The sequence below is a fragment of the Mesorhizobium sp. MC2-1-1 genome, from assembly GCF_057597255.1.
The window spans coordinates 4,693,810-4,708,193 of record NZ_CP195205.1 but is presented as its reverse complement, the minus strand read 5'-3'; the positions used below and the strand labels follow the sequence as shown (position 1 = coordinate 4,708,193).

Annotated in this window: 14 protein-coding genes; 4 read left to right on the top strand and 10 right to left on the bottom strand. The window is 63.8% G+C overall.

Annotated elements, in window-relative coordinates; all coding sequences use genetic code 11:
* Positions 1–20 precede the first annotated feature (20 nt).
* Positions 21–725, bottom strand: coding sequence for a helix-turn-helix transcriptional regulator (locus ACR64R_RS23390; protein ID WP_487358620.1), 705 nt, complete (start codon positions 723–725; stop codon positions 21–23).
* Between the two features lie 127 nt (positions 726–852).
* On the opposite strand from ACR64R_RS23390, the gene ACR64R_RS23385 reads away from it, so the two are divergent.
* Positions 853–1,488 (top strand): LysE family translocator, encoded by a 636-nt coding sequence (locus ACR64R_RS23385; RefSeq protein ID WP_487358619.1) that lies wholly within the window; start codon positions 853–855, stop codon positions 1,486–1,488.
* Between the two features lie 20 nt (positions 1,489–1,508).
* Here the strand turns inward: ACR64R_RS23385 and ACR64R_RS23380 are convergent, their stop codons facing one another.
* The 7 genes from ACR64R_RS23380 to ACR64R_RS23350 all read right to left on the bottom strand — a co-directional run bounded on the left by ACR64R_RS23380 (position 1,509) and on the right by ACR64R_RS23350 (position 8,970).
* Positions 1,509–2,600, bottom strand: coding sequence for a 3-deoxy-7-phosphoheptulonate synthase (locus ACR64R_RS23380; protein ID WP_487358618.1), 1,092 nt, complete (start codon positions 2,598–2,600; stop codon positions 1,509–1,511).
* A gap of 199 nt (positions 2,601–2,799) precedes the next feature.
* Entirely contained in the window at positions 2,800–3,594 is a 795-nt protein-coding gene (locus ACR64R_RS23375) for an SDR family oxidoreductase (RefSeq protein WP_487358617.1), read from the bottom strand.
* A gap of 30 nt (positions 3,595–3,624) precedes the next feature.
* A complete protein-coding gene (gene iolG, locus ACR64R_RS23370) occupies positions 3,625–4,617 on the bottom strand; it encodes an inositol 2-dehydrogenase (RefSeq protein ID WP_487358616.1) in 993 nt (330 codons plus the stop codon).
* A 78-nt stretch (positions 4,618–4,695) separates the two neighbouring features.
* Positions 4,696–5,466, bottom strand: a complete 771-nt coding sequence (locus ACR64R_RS23365; protein WP_487358615.1) for an ATP-binding cassette domain-containing protein — start codon at positions 5,464–5,466, stop codon at positions 4,696–4,698.
* 2 nt (positions 5,467–5,468) lie between these two features.
* Positions 5,469–6,545 (bottom strand): ABC transporter permease, encoded by a 1,077-nt coding sequence (locus ACR64R_RS23360; RefSeq protein ID WP_487358614.1) that lies wholly within the window; start codon positions 6,543–6,545, stop codon positions 5,469–5,471.
* A gap of 109 nt (positions 6,546–6,654) precedes the next feature.
* On the bottom strand, positions 6,655–7,596 hold the full coding sequence (locus tag ACR64R_RS23355; protein WP_487358613.1) for a sugar ABC transporter substrate-binding protein: 942 nt from the start codon (positions 7,594–7,596) through the stop codon (positions 6,655–6,657).
* Positions 7,597–7,938: 342 nt separating this feature from the next.
* The gene (locus tag ACR64R_RS23350; RefSeq protein ID WP_487358612.1) at positions 7,939–8,970 is read right to left on the bottom strand and encodes a LacI family DNA-binding transcriptional regulator; all 1,032 of its coding nucleotides are present in this window, start codon (positions 8,968–8,970) and stop codon (positions 7,939–7,941) included.
* 182 nt (positions 8,971–9,152) lie between these two features.
* Between ACR64R_RS23350 and ACR64R_RS23345 the strand changes: the two genes are divergently transcribed.
* Genes ACR64R_RS23345 through ACR64R_RS23335 form a run of 3 tightly spaced genes read left to right on the top strand, consistent with a single transcriptional unit; the run spans position 9,153 to position 11,840 of the window.
* Entirely contained in the window at positions 9,153–10,250 is a 1,098-nt protein-coding gene (locus tag ACR64R_RS23345) for a fatty acid desaturase family protein (protein ID WP_487362525.1), read from the top strand.
* 46 nt (positions 10,251–10,296) lie between these two features.
* Positions 10,297–10,611, top strand: coding sequence for a MocE family 2Fe-2S type ferredoxin (locus ACR64R_RS23340; RefSeq protein ID WP_487358611.1), 315 nt, complete (start codon positions 10,297–10,299; stop codon positions 10,609–10,611).
* Positions 10,612–10,625: 14 nt separating this feature from the next.
* Positions 10,626–11,840, top strand: coding sequence for an NAD(P)/FAD-dependent oxidoreductase (locus ACR64R_RS23335; RefSeq protein ID WP_487362524.1), 1,215 nt, complete (start codon positions 10,626–10,628; stop codon positions 11,838–11,840).
* A 9-nt stretch (positions 11,841–11,849) separates the two neighbouring features.
* Here the strand turns inward: ACR64R_RS23335 and ACR64R_RS23330 are convergent, their stop codons facing one another.
* The gene (locus ACR64R_RS23330; RefSeq protein WP_487358610.1) at positions 11,850–12,809 is read right to left on the bottom strand and encodes a DUF1402 family protein; all 960 of its coding nucleotides are present in this window, start codon (positions 12,807–12,809) and stop codon (positions 11,850–11,852) included.
* Between the two features lie 262 nt (positions 12,810–13,071).
* Positions 13,072–14,382, bottom strand: coding sequence for an ATP-dependent protease ATPase subunit HslU (gene hslU / locus ACR64R_RS23325; RefSeq protein WP_487358609.1), 1,311 nt, complete (start codon positions 14,380–14,382; stop codon positions 13,072–13,074).
* Between the last annotated feature and the right edge of the window lie 2 nt (positions 14,383–14,384).

The following is a 14,384-nucleotide window of genomic DNA, read 5'->3' as shown; positions in this document are numbered from 1 at the left end:
CGTTGAAAGCCTTCAACCCGTCAATCGCCGGCGGTGGTCGAGGCATTGATTTCCCAGCCGTCGACCCACACCTGCCGCAGCCGGTCGCCCTCGCCCTTGAACCACAAGCCGGCCAGTCGGCAGTCCTCGATGCGGTCGCTGCGGAAATTACGGATGGCTTGCCGCAACTCGCACCAGGCGACGATGTTGGCGGTCTCGGCATAATAGATCAGCGCGACCGGGCGGATGGTGCGCTCGGTCGCCCGGCCCGCCTCGTCGCGATAGGACAGGCTCAGCTTCTCCTCGTCGCGAATGGCGCGGCGGACCAGCGCGAGGTCGACGGCTGAAGCTGAAGGCGCCGCGAAACCCCAGGCATGCAGCGCGTTGGCGTCAAGGGCCTGGCGCAAGGGCGGCGGCACCGCGCCAGCGATCTTGGCGCCGACGCGTTTCGCGGCCTGCTTGAGCTCTTGGTCGCCGGTGCGCTCGAGCAATGCCAACGACAGCACGATCGCCTCCATCTCCTCGATGGAAAACATCAGCGGCGGCAGGTCGAAGCCGGGGCGCAGGATGTAGCCGATGCCGCGCCCGCCCTCGATCGGGACGCGCATCGCCTGCAGGGCAACAATGTCGCGATAGACCGAGCGCACCGTCACTTCCAGCCGCTCGGCAATAGTCGCCGCCGTCACCGGCTTCCTGGCCAGACGCAGGATCTGGATAATCTCGAACAGGCGCGAGGCTTTGCGCATTTCCTTGAGCCGACCAAAACGCAACTGACACACCCCCGTCAGTTGGGGTGACCTATAGAGCCGCCTACCGGCTTGAAAATCAACAGATTCCTTCTTGCGCGGACAGGTCATTCGAGGGGCAACTGACATGAGCTACGCCGAAAACCTCTGGCTTTTCTCCGTTCTTTTGTTCGGCATCATCGCCGTTCCCGGCATGGACATGCTGTTCGTGCTGGCCAATGCACTGACCGGCGGCAGCAACAGAGGCCTGGCCGCCACCGGCGGCATCATGCTCGGCGGAGCGGTGCATACGCTGAACGGCGCGGTGGGCGTTGGCCTGCTCATGCATTTCGTGCCGGTCCTGTTCACGCCGCTGCTGGTCGCCGGCGCCGCCTACATGGCCTATATCGGCATTTCGCTGATGCATAGCTCGATCACCGTGGGCGACGACGAGCCCGCGGGCAGCCGCTCTGCCTGGAAAGCGTTTCGCCAGGGGTTCGTCACCTGCCTGATCAATCCGAAGGCCTATCTCTTCATCCTTGCCGTCTATCCGCAGTTCCTGAAGCCGGCTTATGGTCCGATCTGGATGCAGGCGACCGTCATGGGATTGCTGACGATCGCAACGCAGGCCGCGATCTATGGCGGGCTCGCCGTCACTGCGGGGCGCAGCAGGCGGATGCTTGTGGCCAATCCCGGCGCAACCGTTCTCGCCGGACGCCTGGCGGGCTTGCTGCTGTTTGCGGTCTCGTTATTCACCGCCTGGGAAGGGTTGAGGGCGGCGTGAGCGCCGCCCTCTCCATTTGTTCAAGCCGCGCCCTGACGGCTGGCGAGCATCTCGCGCTTCACCGACCGGCGCCACTCGACGGCGCCGGCAAGGCCGTGCAGCACCGTCTCGGTGGTCGCCCAGTCTATGCAGCCATCGGTGATGCTCTGGCCGTAGACGAGCGGTTTGCCTGGCACGACATCCTGGCGGCCCGCGACGAGATTGCTCTCGATCATGACGCCAATGATGCGCTCGTCGCCAGCCGCGACCTGGCCCGCCACATCATGGGCGACCTTCGGCTGGTTCTCCGGCTTCTTGGCGCTGTTGGCGTGGCTGACATCGATCATCAGCCGCGGCGCGAGGCCGATGCGGCCAAGCTCGGCGGCGGCGGCCTCTACATTTGCGGCATCGTAGTTCGGCTGAATGCCGCCGCGCAGGATGACATGGCAGTCCTCATTGCCGGTGGTCGCGGCTATGGCGCTGCGGCCGTCCTTAGTCACCGCCATGAAATGATGCGGCTGGGCGGCCGATTTCACCGCTTCGCCAGCGATCCTGAGATTGCCGTCGGTACCGTTCTTGAAGCCGACAGGGCAGGAAAGGCCCGAGGCCAGCTCGCGATGGATCTGGCTTTCGGTGGTGCGAGCGCCGATGGCGCCCCAGGCGACGAGGTCGGCGATGTATTGCGGCGTCGTCATGTCGAGGAACTCGGTCGCGGCCGGCAGGCCGAGATTGTTGACGGCCGACAAAACGTTGCGAGCCATGCGCAAGCCCTTGTCGATGTTGAAGCTGCCGTCGAGATCGGGATCGTTGATGAGACCCTTCCAGCCGACCGTGGTGCGCGGCTTCTCAAAATAGACGCGCATGACGATCTCGAGCCGGTCGGCCAGGGCCTCGCGCAGCGCCGCCAGACGGCTGGCGTAGTCCACGGCGGCGACCGGATCGTGGATGGAACAAGGGCCGACGATGACCACCAGTCGATCGTCGGCCCCCGTGAGGATGGAATGGATGGCGTTGCGCGAAGCGGCAACGGTGCGTGTCGCCGTGAGCGAGCGCGGTATCTCGCGCATCACGTCGTCCGGCGTGCTCAGGACTTTGAGTTCTCTGACCCGAAGGTCGTCTGTGGTGGTCAACACGGCTTTCTGCTCCTGGTTAGGAGACCTGCCGGCTGAAACAAAAAAGCCGCCAGGTCTGGCGGCTTGTCGGATTTTGATCTGGAATTTTCAGATCGAGCGCAATCCTCCCGCCGCCAGCGAGCTACCGTAGCTAAAGTACCAAAACGAGGCGGTCAGGTGGATCATGCGGGTCATATAATCGATGCCGGAGCGCTTGTCACTACTCTCCTATCACGCCGGCAATGTTCTGGTCGTAATCGACCAGCGAGCCGGTCATGACGCCGGCCTGCGGGCTCAGCATATAGGTGATCAGCAGTGCAAGCTGGGCAGGCTTGACCAGTTGACCCATCGGCTGCGCGGCCTCGGCCTTTTCCAGCCAGTCGCTCGACGCTCCGTGCCATTTCCTCTGCACGATCGCCTCGCCCTCGGTGTCCATCCAGCCCGGCAGCACGGCGTTGCAGCGGATGCGGTTCTTCCGATAGGCGCTCGCTACATTCTTGGTCAGCGTCATCAGCGCGCCTTTGCTGGCCGAATAGGGCGTGAGGAACGACTGGCCGGCATGCGCCGACATCGAAAGCACATTGACGATCGAGCCCGGCGCCTTGCGCTCCAGGAGATGCGCGACGAGGCCCTGCATGAGGAAGAACGGCCCGCGCACATTGGTGTCGAAGATCTGATCGAAGAGTTCTTCAGAGGTCTCGATCAGCGAGCCGCGCGCCGAGGTGGCGGCGGCATTGACCAGCGCGTTCAACGTGCCGAAATGGGCGAGCGCCGTCGCGACGGCGCGCTTGCAGTCGGCGACCTTGGCGACGTCGGCACTGATGAAAATGGCATCAACGCCACTCTTCTTGAGCGTCGCCACCGCCTTGTCGCCCTTCTCCTGCGAGCGGCCGATCAGCGCCAGGGCCCTGCAGCCCTCGTCCGCCAAGGCTTGGGCAACCGCGAAGCCGATGCCCTGCGCGCCGCCGGTGACGATGGCGCGCGTTTGTGAATTGCGACCGGCCGAACCGTTCATCGCTGTGCTCCCAATCCGTGTTTCTAACGTTCAATCGATACGGACGGTCTTGCCCGTCTTGGCCGATTTCAGCGCCGCATCAGCCAGCTTCAGCGCGATGAGGCCGTCCTTGCCGCTGGGCGAAGCCTTCTTGCCGGCGCTCTTGGCCGCGATGAAGGCGGCGATCTCGTTGGCATAGGCGTCGATGTAGCGGGTCATGAAGAAGTCGTGCAGCGGTGGGCGCGTGTAGCCCTTGTCGTTGGCGAGCTCGATCGAGACCGGGCGCTGGTTCTCGGCCGCGACCATGCCCTTGGAGCCATGCACCTCGATGCGCTGGTCATAGCCATAGGTGGCGCGGCGCGAGTTGGAGATGACAGCCTGCTTGCCGGAGGCGGTTTCGAGGATGACGCTGACCGAGTCGAAATCGCCGGCTTCGCCGATCTTCTTGTCGACCAGCACTGAGGCATGAGCGCTGACCGCAACCGGCTCCTCGCCCAGCAGGAAGCGCGCCATGTCGAAATCATGGATGGTCATATCGCGAAAGATGCCGCCGGAGCGGGCGATATAGTCGAGCGGCGGGGCGCCCGGATCGCGCGACGTGATGGTGACCATCTCGACCGTGCCGATTGCGCCATCGTCGATCGCCTTGCGCACGGCGGCGAAATGCGGATCGAAGCGGCGGTTGAAGCCGACCATCAGCGTGGCCTTGGTCTTCTCGACCACGGCCAGGCATTTTTCGACCCGCTTGACGGAGAGATCGATCGGCTTCTCGCAGAAGATCGCCTTGCCGGCCTTGGCGAAACGCTCGATCAGGTCGGCATGGGTGTCGGTCGGCGTGCAGATGATGACGGCGTCGATGTCCTTGGCCTTCTCGATAGCGTCTATCGTGCGTACCTCGGCGCCAAAGGCGGAGGCCAGTTCCGTCGCCGCTTTCTCGAAGGCATCCGCCACGGCGACCAGTTTTGCCTGAGGATTTGAGCCGACGGCGCGGGCGTGCACCTTGCCGATGCGGCCGGCGCCAAGGAGAGCGAAGCGGAGTGTCATGGAATGTCCTTTGAGGGCGGTTCTGAAAGATGCCGCGCCTCCTGGCGCGGACGATTGGTGATCCCGTCGTGGCGCCCGTCAGGCGGCCCGAAGCTCCGCCTCTCCGGCCTTGGCGCCGGTGATGTAGGCGACGATGTCGTTGCCGTCGGTATCCTGCTTGCGCAGGTTGGCGACGATCCTGCCGCGGCGGAAGACGACGATGCGGTCGACCAGGTCGAACACCTGGCGCATGTTGTGGCTGACCAGGATCAGCGGCTCGCCGTTCTCCTTCAGCGTGCGGATGATGTTCTCGACCTGCGCCGTCTCCTGGACGCCGAGCGCCGCGGTGGGCTCGTCCATGATGATCAGCTTGGAGGCGAATGTCGCGGTCCGTGCGATCGCCACGCACTGGCGCTGGCCGCCCGACATGTGGCGGATGGTGCTGGAAAGGTTGGGTATCTTCACCGCCGTGCGGACGAGTGCCGCCTCGGTCGCCTTGCGCATCGCCTTGCGGTCGAGGATCGAGAAGGGACCGAGGTTGAACAGCACCTTCTCGCGGCCGAGGAACAGGTTCGACGGAACGTCGAGGTCGTCGGCCAAAGCGAGGTTCTGGAACACTGTCTCGATACCCGCCTCGCGCGCCTCGATCGGGCCGGAGAAATTGACCTCCTTGCCGTCGAACCAGATCTTGCCGCCGGTGCGCTGCTCGACGCCGGTGATCTGGCGCACGAAGGTCGACTTGCCGGCGCCGTTGTCGCCCATGATGGCGACATGCTCGCCCTTGCGGAGCTCGAAATTCGCCTCCTGCAGCGCGTGCACGCCGCCATAATGCTTGGTGAGGTTTTCGGTCTTCAGAACGATGTCGGACATGGTCAAGCTCCTATCGCGCGGCGGCGCTGGCGCCATTGATCGAGAACGACCGCGCCGACGATGATCACGCCCTTCACCATCTCCTGATAGTAGGCGTCGAGGCGCAGGAAGGTGAAGCCGGAAATGATGACGCCGAAGATCAGCGAGCCGATCACGGTGCCGATGATCGAGCCCCGGCCGCCCGACAGCGAGACGCCGCCGATGACCGCCATGGCGATGGCGTCGAGCTCGTACATGACGCCCATGCCGGCCTGCGCGGTGAGGTTCTTGGAAGACAGCACCACCGCGGCGATAGCCGCCAGGATGCCGGCGATGGCATAGACCAGCACCTTATGGTTGGCGATCTTGATGCCGGACATGCGCGCGGCATCCTCGTTGGAACCGATGGCGTAGCAGTGCTTGCCGTATTTCGTGTAGGTCAGGATGAGCTGGAACAGGATCGCCAGCGATATGAAGATGACGACGGGCATCAGGCCCTTGCCGATGGCCGCGAAGCTGTCGGTCGGGAAGGAGATCGGCTGGCCCTTCGACCACCATTTGGCGATGCCGCGCGCGGTGACCATCATGCCGAGCGTGGCGATGAAGGGTGGGATGCGGGTGTAGGCGATCAGAAGCCCGTTGATCAGGCCGGCGAAAAGGCCGCAGCCGATGGCGACCAGCAGCGGCACGATGACCGGCAGGTCGGTCCAGCCCTGTGCCAAAAACATCGCCTTGGGATTGGGATTGCCGTTGACGGTCGCGACCTGCGCGAAACTCATGGCGATCATGGCGGTGGCGCCGACGATCGAGCCCGAGGAGAGGTCAATGCCGCCGCAGATGATGACCTGGGTGACGCCAATGGCGATGATGCCGACGATCGATACCTGAAGGATGATGATCTGCAGGCGCTGCTCGTTGAAGAGCCCGGAAACGTTCTCGCGGGTGTTGAACAGGAAGCTGTCGCCGAGGAACAGCCGGCCGATCAGCTCGAAGCCGGCGACAAGGATGACAAGGGCCAGGAACACGTTGAACTCGGCCGGCCAGGGGCGCTTCCTGGCGTCATAGCTCAGCCCGCCAATGCCATGCGATGTCTGTGACACGTCTTTTTCCTCCGTCGGGGCGCAGCTGTCCGGCCTCCCGCGCGGGCAAGAGGAAGGGCGGAGCGGCGCGCTTGTTCCGATTGGACGCGCCGCCCCGTATCGAGGCGCCTCAGTTCTTCTTCAAGAACTTGTCGATGTTCGCCGGCGTCACGAGCTGGAACGGGATGTAGACCTTCTTATCCACCTTCTCGCCCTTGGCGAGCTTCAACGCCGCGTCGAGCGCGCCGGCGCCCTGGCCGGCGGCGTCCTGGAATACCGTTGCGTCGAGATCGCCGGCCTGCATGGCAACCAGCGCGTCCTGGGTGGCGTCGACGCCGCCGACCACGACCGACTTCATATCGATATTGGCGGCCTTCATCGCCTGGATGGCGCCGATGGCGCTTTCGTCGTTGTTGGCGATCACGCCGTCGAACGGTTTGCCGGACGACAGCCAGTTGGTCATCAGGTTCTGCGCCTCGTCACGCTTCCAGTTCGAGGTCTGCTTGTCGATGATCTTGATGAAGTTGCAGTCCGGCGTGGCGATGACCTCCTCGATGTCCTTGGTGCGTTGCACGGCGGCCTGGTTGGAAAGCTCGCCCATGATCACATAGACATTCGCTTCCTTCTTGCCGGCTTCCTTGAGAAGGCGGCAGACTTCCTTGGTCTCGAGCGTGCCGGAATCGGCCTCGTTCGAAGCGACGAAGGCTTGGTTGTCCGGCAGCTTGTCGACATTGACCGGCTCGCGGTTGACATAGACCAGCGGGATCTTGGCCGCGGCGGCCGCGTCCGACATCGCCTGCGTGGCCGAGGTATCGACCGGGTTGACGATGATGGCATCGACGCCCGAGGCGGCGAAGTTCTTGATCTGGTCGAGCTGCTTGGCCACGTCGTTCTGCGCGTCCTCGACCTGAAGCTCGACACCGCTCATGCCCTTGGCCTGCGCGATCATGCCGTTGCGCAGGACGGTCAGGAAGTTGTCGTCGAAAAGAGCCATCGAGACGCCGATCTTGGCGGCGAAGGCGGATGAGCACATCAGCGCCGAAAGCGCGACGCCCAAAAGCAGTTTCTTCATTTTGTTTCTCCTCCACTCGGTGTCCGGCTGCACCCGTTTGAACCGGAATCCCCGGTTTGCCCGGGGAATCTCCCTGCGGCCATGCGGCGTCGCCAATTCGACGGAACGCCCTCCTCCTCCGTTCGAACCGGAAGCTTCGGAACGAAAGAACCAAAAAGCCTGCCTAGTGAAATATTTATTCCATTTCGTTTGGAAACGTCAAGGGTGATTCCGAACGGCGCGGCCGGTTTTTCGATCATGATCGTCGCGAGGAAAACGATGACCGCGAAACCCGCGCCGGGAATCGCGGGAAGCGGTCGTGAGAGAATCCGTCACGCTGATGGATTACATCACCCGGGCGGCCTAGATGTTTTCCGGCAGGTAGATATCGAAGGGCAGGAAGGTCTGCCCCGGCGCATTGGCAGCCCCGCTTTCGATGGCATGCGCCATCAGTCCGACGAGCTCCCGGCAGAGCGACGCAAGCGGCGTCGAGATGACCATGGTGAGGATGTTGTCGGCGAGCGCGGCGCGCGAGACGGCGTTGATCTCGTTGCAGATGACGACCGGCATCTCGGCCGGACGCGCCGTCCTCAGCGCCGAGACCGCGCCCTCCATGCCGCCGCCGGCGACGTAGCAGCCGGCAAGATCGGGGTGGCGCGCCAGGAGATCGAGCATGGCGTCATGCGTCACATCGTTCGCCTCGAGGTTGACCAGCGTTTCCAACACGTTGAAGTCCGGCGCGTGCTCGCGGAAATAGGAACGAAAGCCGATCTCGCGCAGCTCATGGCCGTGGAAACGGTGGCTGCCCACGAAAAGCGCGACCTTGCCGGGCTTGCTGGCCGCCTTGGCAATCATCCAGGCCGCGCTGCGCCCGACCTTGCGATTGTCGAGACCGACATAACCCTCGCGAATGCCGGCGGCGAAGTCGGACAGCAGCGAGAAGACAGGCTGCCCCCTCGCCTTCAATGACTCCACGACCGCCGTCAGCGTCGGATGATCCGGCCCGACGACGGCGATGGCTTTCGATTTGGCCGCCAGCTTGCGCATCTGGGCGGCGATGTCGTCAGGCGCCAGCGAAGCCGCGAAGTCGATCGTGGCGGTGCCGCGAAACCGCTGCGACTGTGCGACCGCCAGTTCCAGTTCCCTGGCGAAATCGCCATAGAAGACATCGTTTCCCCTGAGCAGCAGGAAGCCGAGCCGATATTCCGGTAATTCCTGGCGCATGCGCTGCCTGATCAGCCCCGCCGCGTGATAGCCGATCTCGGTGGCGGCCTCGTAGACCCTGCGCGCAGTCTCCTCGCGAACCGGCAGGCGACTGTTCAGCACCCTGTCGACGGTAGCGACGCTGACGCCCGAGACGCGTGCGAGATCGGTAATGGTCGGCCGCTTTGCCATGAATGCTCCGTCGCTGATCCACCTTACGATACATCAATCTGATAGGAAATGATAGAAACTATCTTTCTGATGTTGAGACTATCATAGGCCGGCGGTATGTTGAAGTGAGAGCGGCCATGGACGCGCCCGGGCCTGCCGGTGCCGTTCGCCAGGCACGTTTTGGAGGAAGTTCAATGACGGCCATGACGTCTTCAGCGGCGTCGCCACGCGACTACAGCCTGACCGGCCGCGATGCCAAGCTCGCTGTCGAGAACGGACTGGCGGCGGCCGAGTGGTATCACACCGAGATCCCGCGCAAGCAGATGAAGGAGCTGATGCAGCGCTCCGACCAGCCGGCGATCCGCGACACAGTCATCTGGCTCGGAGCGCTGATCCTCAGCGGCGCGGGCGGCGCCTGGTTCTGGGGCAGCTGGTGGTGCGTGCCGTTCCTGTTCGTCTACGGCACGCTCTACGGCTCCTCGACCGATTCCCGCTGGCACGAATGCGGCCACGGCACCGCGTTCCGCACGCAGTGGATGAACGATGCCGTCTACCAGCTCGCCTGCTTCATGATCATGCGCAATCCGGTGACATGGCGCTGGAGCCACACGCGACATCATACCGACACCATCATCGTCGGTCGCGATCCGGAGATCGCCGTCATGCGGCCGCCGGACCTCGTGCGCATTGTCCTGAATTTCTTCGGCATTCGCGATGCCTGGCATGCAATGACCGACATGCTGCGCAATGCCGCCGGCATCATCAGTCCCGCGGAGAAGACCTTCATTCCAGAGCAGGAGCAGCCGAAGGCGATCCGTATCGCGCGGATCTGGTCGGCGATCTACGCCACGACGATCGCGCTGGCGATCTATAGCGGCTCATGGCTGCCGCTGATGCTGGTCGGCCTGCCACGGCTCTACGGCGCCTGGCATCACGTCATGACCGGGCTGCTACAGCATGGCGGGTTGGCCGAGAACGTCACCGACCATCGGCTAAACAGCCGCACCGTCTACATGAACCCGATCAGCCGATTCATCTACTGGAACATGAACTACCATGTAGAGCACCACATGTTCCCGATGGTGCCCTATCACGCCCTGCCGAAGCTGCATGAGCTGATCAAGCACGACCTGCCAGAGCCGACGCCATCGATCATGGCCGGCTACCGCGAGATGATCCCGGCCTTCCTGCGCCAGTTGCGCAACGAGGACTATTTCATCAAGCGCGACTTGCCGGCGACGGCGAAGCCCTACCGGGAAGAGCTGCACACCGACAATCCGATGGCGGCGGCGGCGGAATGAACCGCAACGCCAGCACCGGACAACCAGGAACTTGCCGGAGGACGGGATGAGCAATTGGGTCGAGGCCTGCGCGGCCGGAGATATCGATGAAGAGGACGTGATGCGGTTCGACCATGCCGGCCGCACTTTCGCCGTCTATCGCAGTCCGGACGACGAGTATTTCGCCACCGACGGTCTGTGCACGCATGAAAAGGTGCATCTGGCCGACGGGTTGGTGATGGACGAGATCATCGAATGCCCGAAGCACAATGGCCGCTTCAACTACAAGACCGGCGATGCGCGCGGCGCCCCGGTTTGCATCAACCTGAGGACTTATCCGGTCAGGGTCGACGGCGGAAAAGTCCTGATCCAGATCGGGTGACTATCATGGCGGGGATGGTGATCGTCGGAGCGGGCGAGTGCGGCGGACGCGCGGCGCTTGCGCTCCGCGATCTCGGCTATGAGGGGCCGATCACGCTGGTCGGCGACGAGCCGCACCTGCCTTATGAGCGGCCGCCGCTGTCGAAGGAAGCGATGACCGGCGGGGCGCCGGCCATCAAGGCGATCGCCAGCGACGAGCAACTGGCCGAGCGCTCGATCCGTCACATCCATTCCGTCCGGGCTATCGCGATCGACAGAGCGGCCAATACCGTGCAGCTGTCGGACGGCACTTCCCTGCCCTATGAAAAGCTCTTGCTGGCGACAGGGTCGGTGCCGCGCAAGCTGATCATGCCGGGTCTCGGGAGACGCTGCGTCTATCTCAGGACCTTCAACGACGCCTTGGCCATCCGCGCCCATCTCGGCGCCGGCAACCGCGTCGCTATCATCGGCGGCGGCTTCATCGGCCTCGAGCTAGCGGCGGCGGCGCGCAAGCTCGGCGCCATCGTCACAGTCATCGAGGCGCAGCCGCGCATCCTGATGCGGGGCGTGCCGGCCGAGATCGCCGAAATCATCCGCAAGGCGCATGAGGCCGAAGGCGTGAAGGTGCTCACCGGCCAGGGCATCACGTCTGTCGCCGACAATGGCGCCGTTCGCATCACGCTGGCAGACGGGCACGAGATCATCGCCGATCTCGCGGTGATCGGCATCGGCGCCGTGCCGGTGACGGCGCTTGCAGCCGAAGCCGGGCTTACAATCGACAACGGCATCGCCGTGGACGAGCAACTACGCACCGCCGACCCGGACATCCTGGCCGCCGGCGATTGCTGTTCATTCCCGCTAGCCGTCTATGACGGCCGGCGGGTGCGGCTCGAAGCCTGGCGCAACGCGCAGGAACAGGGCGCCCTGGCCGCAAAGAACATGCTCGGCGCCGGCGAGGCGCATGCCGCCGTGCCATGGTTCTGGTCGGATCAATACGGATTGACACTGCAGATCGCCGGGCTTTCCGATGAGGGTCGCTCGACAGTGCGGCGCGACCTCGACGACGGCGCCTTCATCCTGTTCCACCTGGCCGAGGACGGCCGACTGGTCGCCGCCAGCGGCATCGGTCCCGGCAATGCGGTGGCGCGCGACATCCGGCTGGCGGAGATGCTGATCGCCAAGCGGGCGAGACCGGCGCCCGACGCGCTCCAATCGCAAACGGTCAAGCTGAAGTCGCTGCTGGCGGCCTGAGAGAATCGACTAAAACAACGCCTTCAGCTCATCCAGCTTGTCGTTGACCAGCCAGCCGTAATAGTTCTCTTCGGGCAGCTTTTCCGGCTGGCCGGCGGCGCGGCGCTTTTCGTTCTCGGTCTTCAGCGCATAGGCGCGCTGCTCAGGGTTGCCGACATTGTAGAGCGTGGCGGTGAGGCCCGGATTGTGCGAGATGTCGAAGCCGGCGATGCCGCGATAGGCGTCGATCGACTTCCTGATGGTCGCAGCGACGTAAGGCAGCGTCAGGTCCGGATCCATGATGGTCTTGTAGACCGCGTTCGGATCATTGACATCGAGCTTCGGCAGGCCCGAGACCTTGTGCACGAGATCGCTCATCTGCAGCGCGGTCAGCGGGTTGAGCTGGCCGAGACCGAAGGTCTGGCCGGCGTAATAGGGCTGGAAGAAAGTGGCGCCGAAGCGGTCGTTGGGAAAGCTGGTCCCTTCGACCGTCTTGCCGCGGAAGGACTGGTTCCAGACCTGCTCGCGGCATTCCCACAGATCATAGCTGTCGCCCATGCCGTCGCATTTCTTGAATTGCGGCCGCTGGACGAAATCGCTGACGTCCTCACCCTCATAGGCGAAGCTCAGCTTGCTCGACAGATATGACATAGCCTTGACGTAATAGGTCTGCAGCCGGTCGTAGGCGTCGACATTGTAGGTGTGCTCGCCGACGATGGCGCCGACGATATGCATCGGATCGATGCCATAGGCGGCCGCCACCTTCCTGATCTTGCCGCGCAGCTCGGCATCGTTCTGCAGCAAAGCGTAGATCTTGCGGTACTTGGCCTGGAAGGTGGTGTTTGTTGCCTGGGTGCGCCGGCTGGAGGCGCCCGGGATATCCGGCTGCACGGCGTTGCGATTGCCCGGCGGCACCATTGTCGCGGCATCGGCGGTGGTCACCGCCGCCGCCAGTACGAGGCCAATCAAGAGGAGTAGATATTTCTTCATGCGCCGCCGCCTTGGGGCGGCTCGGCCATCGCCGATCCACCCCAACCATTTTGATTGAATGCAATTTCAGGCGGAAAACTGCTGGACACTTTTCCTGAAATTGCTTTCGGAAACGGCGGCAACCTAGGTAAAGCGCCCGGCAGAGTCGAGAGAGGGCTGCTGCCGGCCGCCAATAATGGTGGCCGGATGCTTCCATTTGGCCACACCTTGCATGGAGCGGACGATTCGGGCCGACCGAAAGACCCGCCCGAACCTTAAGGGCTCAGAGGATGAACCGCGACAGGTCGGTGTTGCGCGACAGGTCGCCGACATGCTTCTCGACATAGGCGGCGTCGATGACGACCTGGGTCCCGTTGCGGTCCGGCGCGTCGTACGAGATCTCGTCCAGCACGCGCTCCATCACGGTCTGCAGGCGCCGCGCGCCGATATTCTCTACGCTGGCGTTGAGATCGACGGCGATCCCGGCGAGCGAGTCGATTGCGTCGTCGGTGAAGCTCAGCTCCACGCCTTCGGTCTTCATCAGAGCGATATACTGCTTGATGAGGCTCGCCTCCGTCTCGGTCAGGATGCGGACAAAATCCGCCTTCTCCAGCGCGCGCAGCTCGACCCGGATCGGCAGGCGGCCCTGCAGCTCCGGGAGAAGGTCGGACGGTTTGGAGACGTGGAAGGCGCCGGAAGCGATGAACAGGATATGGTCGGTCTTGATCGACCCATATTTGGTCGCAACGGTGGTGCCTTCGACGAGCGGCAGCAGGTCGCGCTGCACGCCCTCGCGCGAGGGGCCGCCCGAAATGTCGCTCCTGGCGGCGATCTTGTCGATCTCGTCGAGGAAGACGATGCCGTCATTCTCGGCCGATTCCAGCGCGCGGCGGACCACCTCGTCCTGATCGAGCAGCTTGTCGGACTCGTCGTTGACCAGCAGCGCGTAGGAATCGCGCACAGTGGTCTTGCGGGTCTTGGTCCGGCGGCCGCCCATCGCCTTCGACAGCATATCGTTGATGTTGAGCACGCCGACATTGGCGCCGGGCATGCCGGGAATCTCGAAACCGGGCATGCCGCCATTGCCGGTGTCGGCCACCTCGATCTCGATCTCCTTGTCGTCGAGTTCGCCGTCGCGCAGCTTCTTGCGGAAGCTGTCGCGCGTGGCGGGGCTCGCGGTCTTGCCGACGAGAGCCTCCAGAACACGCTCCTCCGCGTTCACCTGGGCACGCGCGTTGACGTCTTCGCGCATCTTTTCGCGCGTCAGGCCGATCGCGACCTCGACGAGGTCGCGCACGATCTGCTCGACGTCGCGGCCGACATAGCCGACCTCGGTGAACTTGGTCGCCTCGACCTTGACGAAGGGCGCGCCGGCGAGCCGCGCCAGGCGGCGCGAGATCTCCGTCTTGCCGACACCGGTCGGGCCGATCATCAGGATGTTCTTCGGCATCACCTCTTCGCGCATCTGGCCTTCCAGCTGCTGGCGGCGCCAGCGGTTGCGAAGCGCAATGGCCACGGCGCGCTTGGCGTCCTTCTGGCCGATGATGAAGCGGTCGAGTTCCGAAACGATTTCGCGGGGAGAAAAGGTGCTCATAA

What these genes read in the sequence shown, in the direction of transcription:
- ACR64R_RS23365 (WP_487358615.1), bottom strand. Translation starts at nt 5,466, where the DNA reads ATGTCCGACATCGTTCTGAAGACCGAAAACCTCACCAAGCATTATGGC.
- ACR64R_RS23375 (WP_487358617.1), bottom strand. Translation starts at nt 3,594, where the DNA reads ATGAACGGTTCGGCCGGTCGCAATTCACAAACGCGCGCCATCGTCACC.
- ACR64R_RS23340 (WP_487358611.1), top strand. Translation starts at nt 10,297, where the DNA reads ATGAGCAATTGGGTCGAGGCCTGCGCGGCCGGAGATATCGATGAAGAG.
- ACR64R_RS23335 (WP_487362524.1), top strand. Translation starts at nt 10,626, where the DNA reads ATGGTGATCGTCGGAGCGGGCGAGTGCGGCGGACGCGCGGCGCTTGCG.
- hslU (WP_487358609.1), bottom strand. Translation starts at nt 14,382, where the DNA reads ATGAGCACCTTTTCTCCCCGCGAAATCGTTTCGGAACTCGACCGCTTC.
- ACR64R_RS23355 (WP_487358613.1), bottom strand. Translation starts at nt 7,596, where the DNA reads ATGAAGAAACTGCTTTTGGGCGTCGCGCTTTCGGCGCTGATGTGCTCA.
- ACR64R_RS23385 (WP_487358619.1), top strand. Translation starts at nt 853, where the DNA reads ATGAGCTACGCCGAAAACCTCTGGCTTTTCTCCGTTCTTTTGTTCGGC.
- ACR64R_RS23350 (WP_487358612.1), bottom strand. Translation starts at nt 8,970, where the DNA reads ATGGCAAAGCGGCCGACCATTACCGATCTCGCACGCGTCTCGGGCGTC.
- iolG (WP_487358616.1), bottom strand. Translation starts at nt 4,617, where the DNA reads ATGACACTCCGCTTCGCTCTCCTTGGCGCCGGCCGCATCGGCAAGGTG.
- ACR64R_RS23345 (WP_487362525.1), top strand. Translation starts at nt 9,153, where the DNA reads ATGACGTCTTCAGCGGCGTCGCCACGCGACTACAGCCTGACCGGCCGC.
- ACR64R_RS23330 (WP_487358610.1), bottom strand. Translation starts at nt 12,809, where the DNA reads ATGAAGAAATATCTACTCCTCTTGATTGGCCTCGTACTGGCGGCGGCG.
- ACR64R_RS23390 (WP_487358620.1), bottom strand. Translation starts at nt 725, where the DNA reads ATGCGCAAAGCCTCGCGCCTGTTCGAGATTATCCAGATCCTGCGTCTG.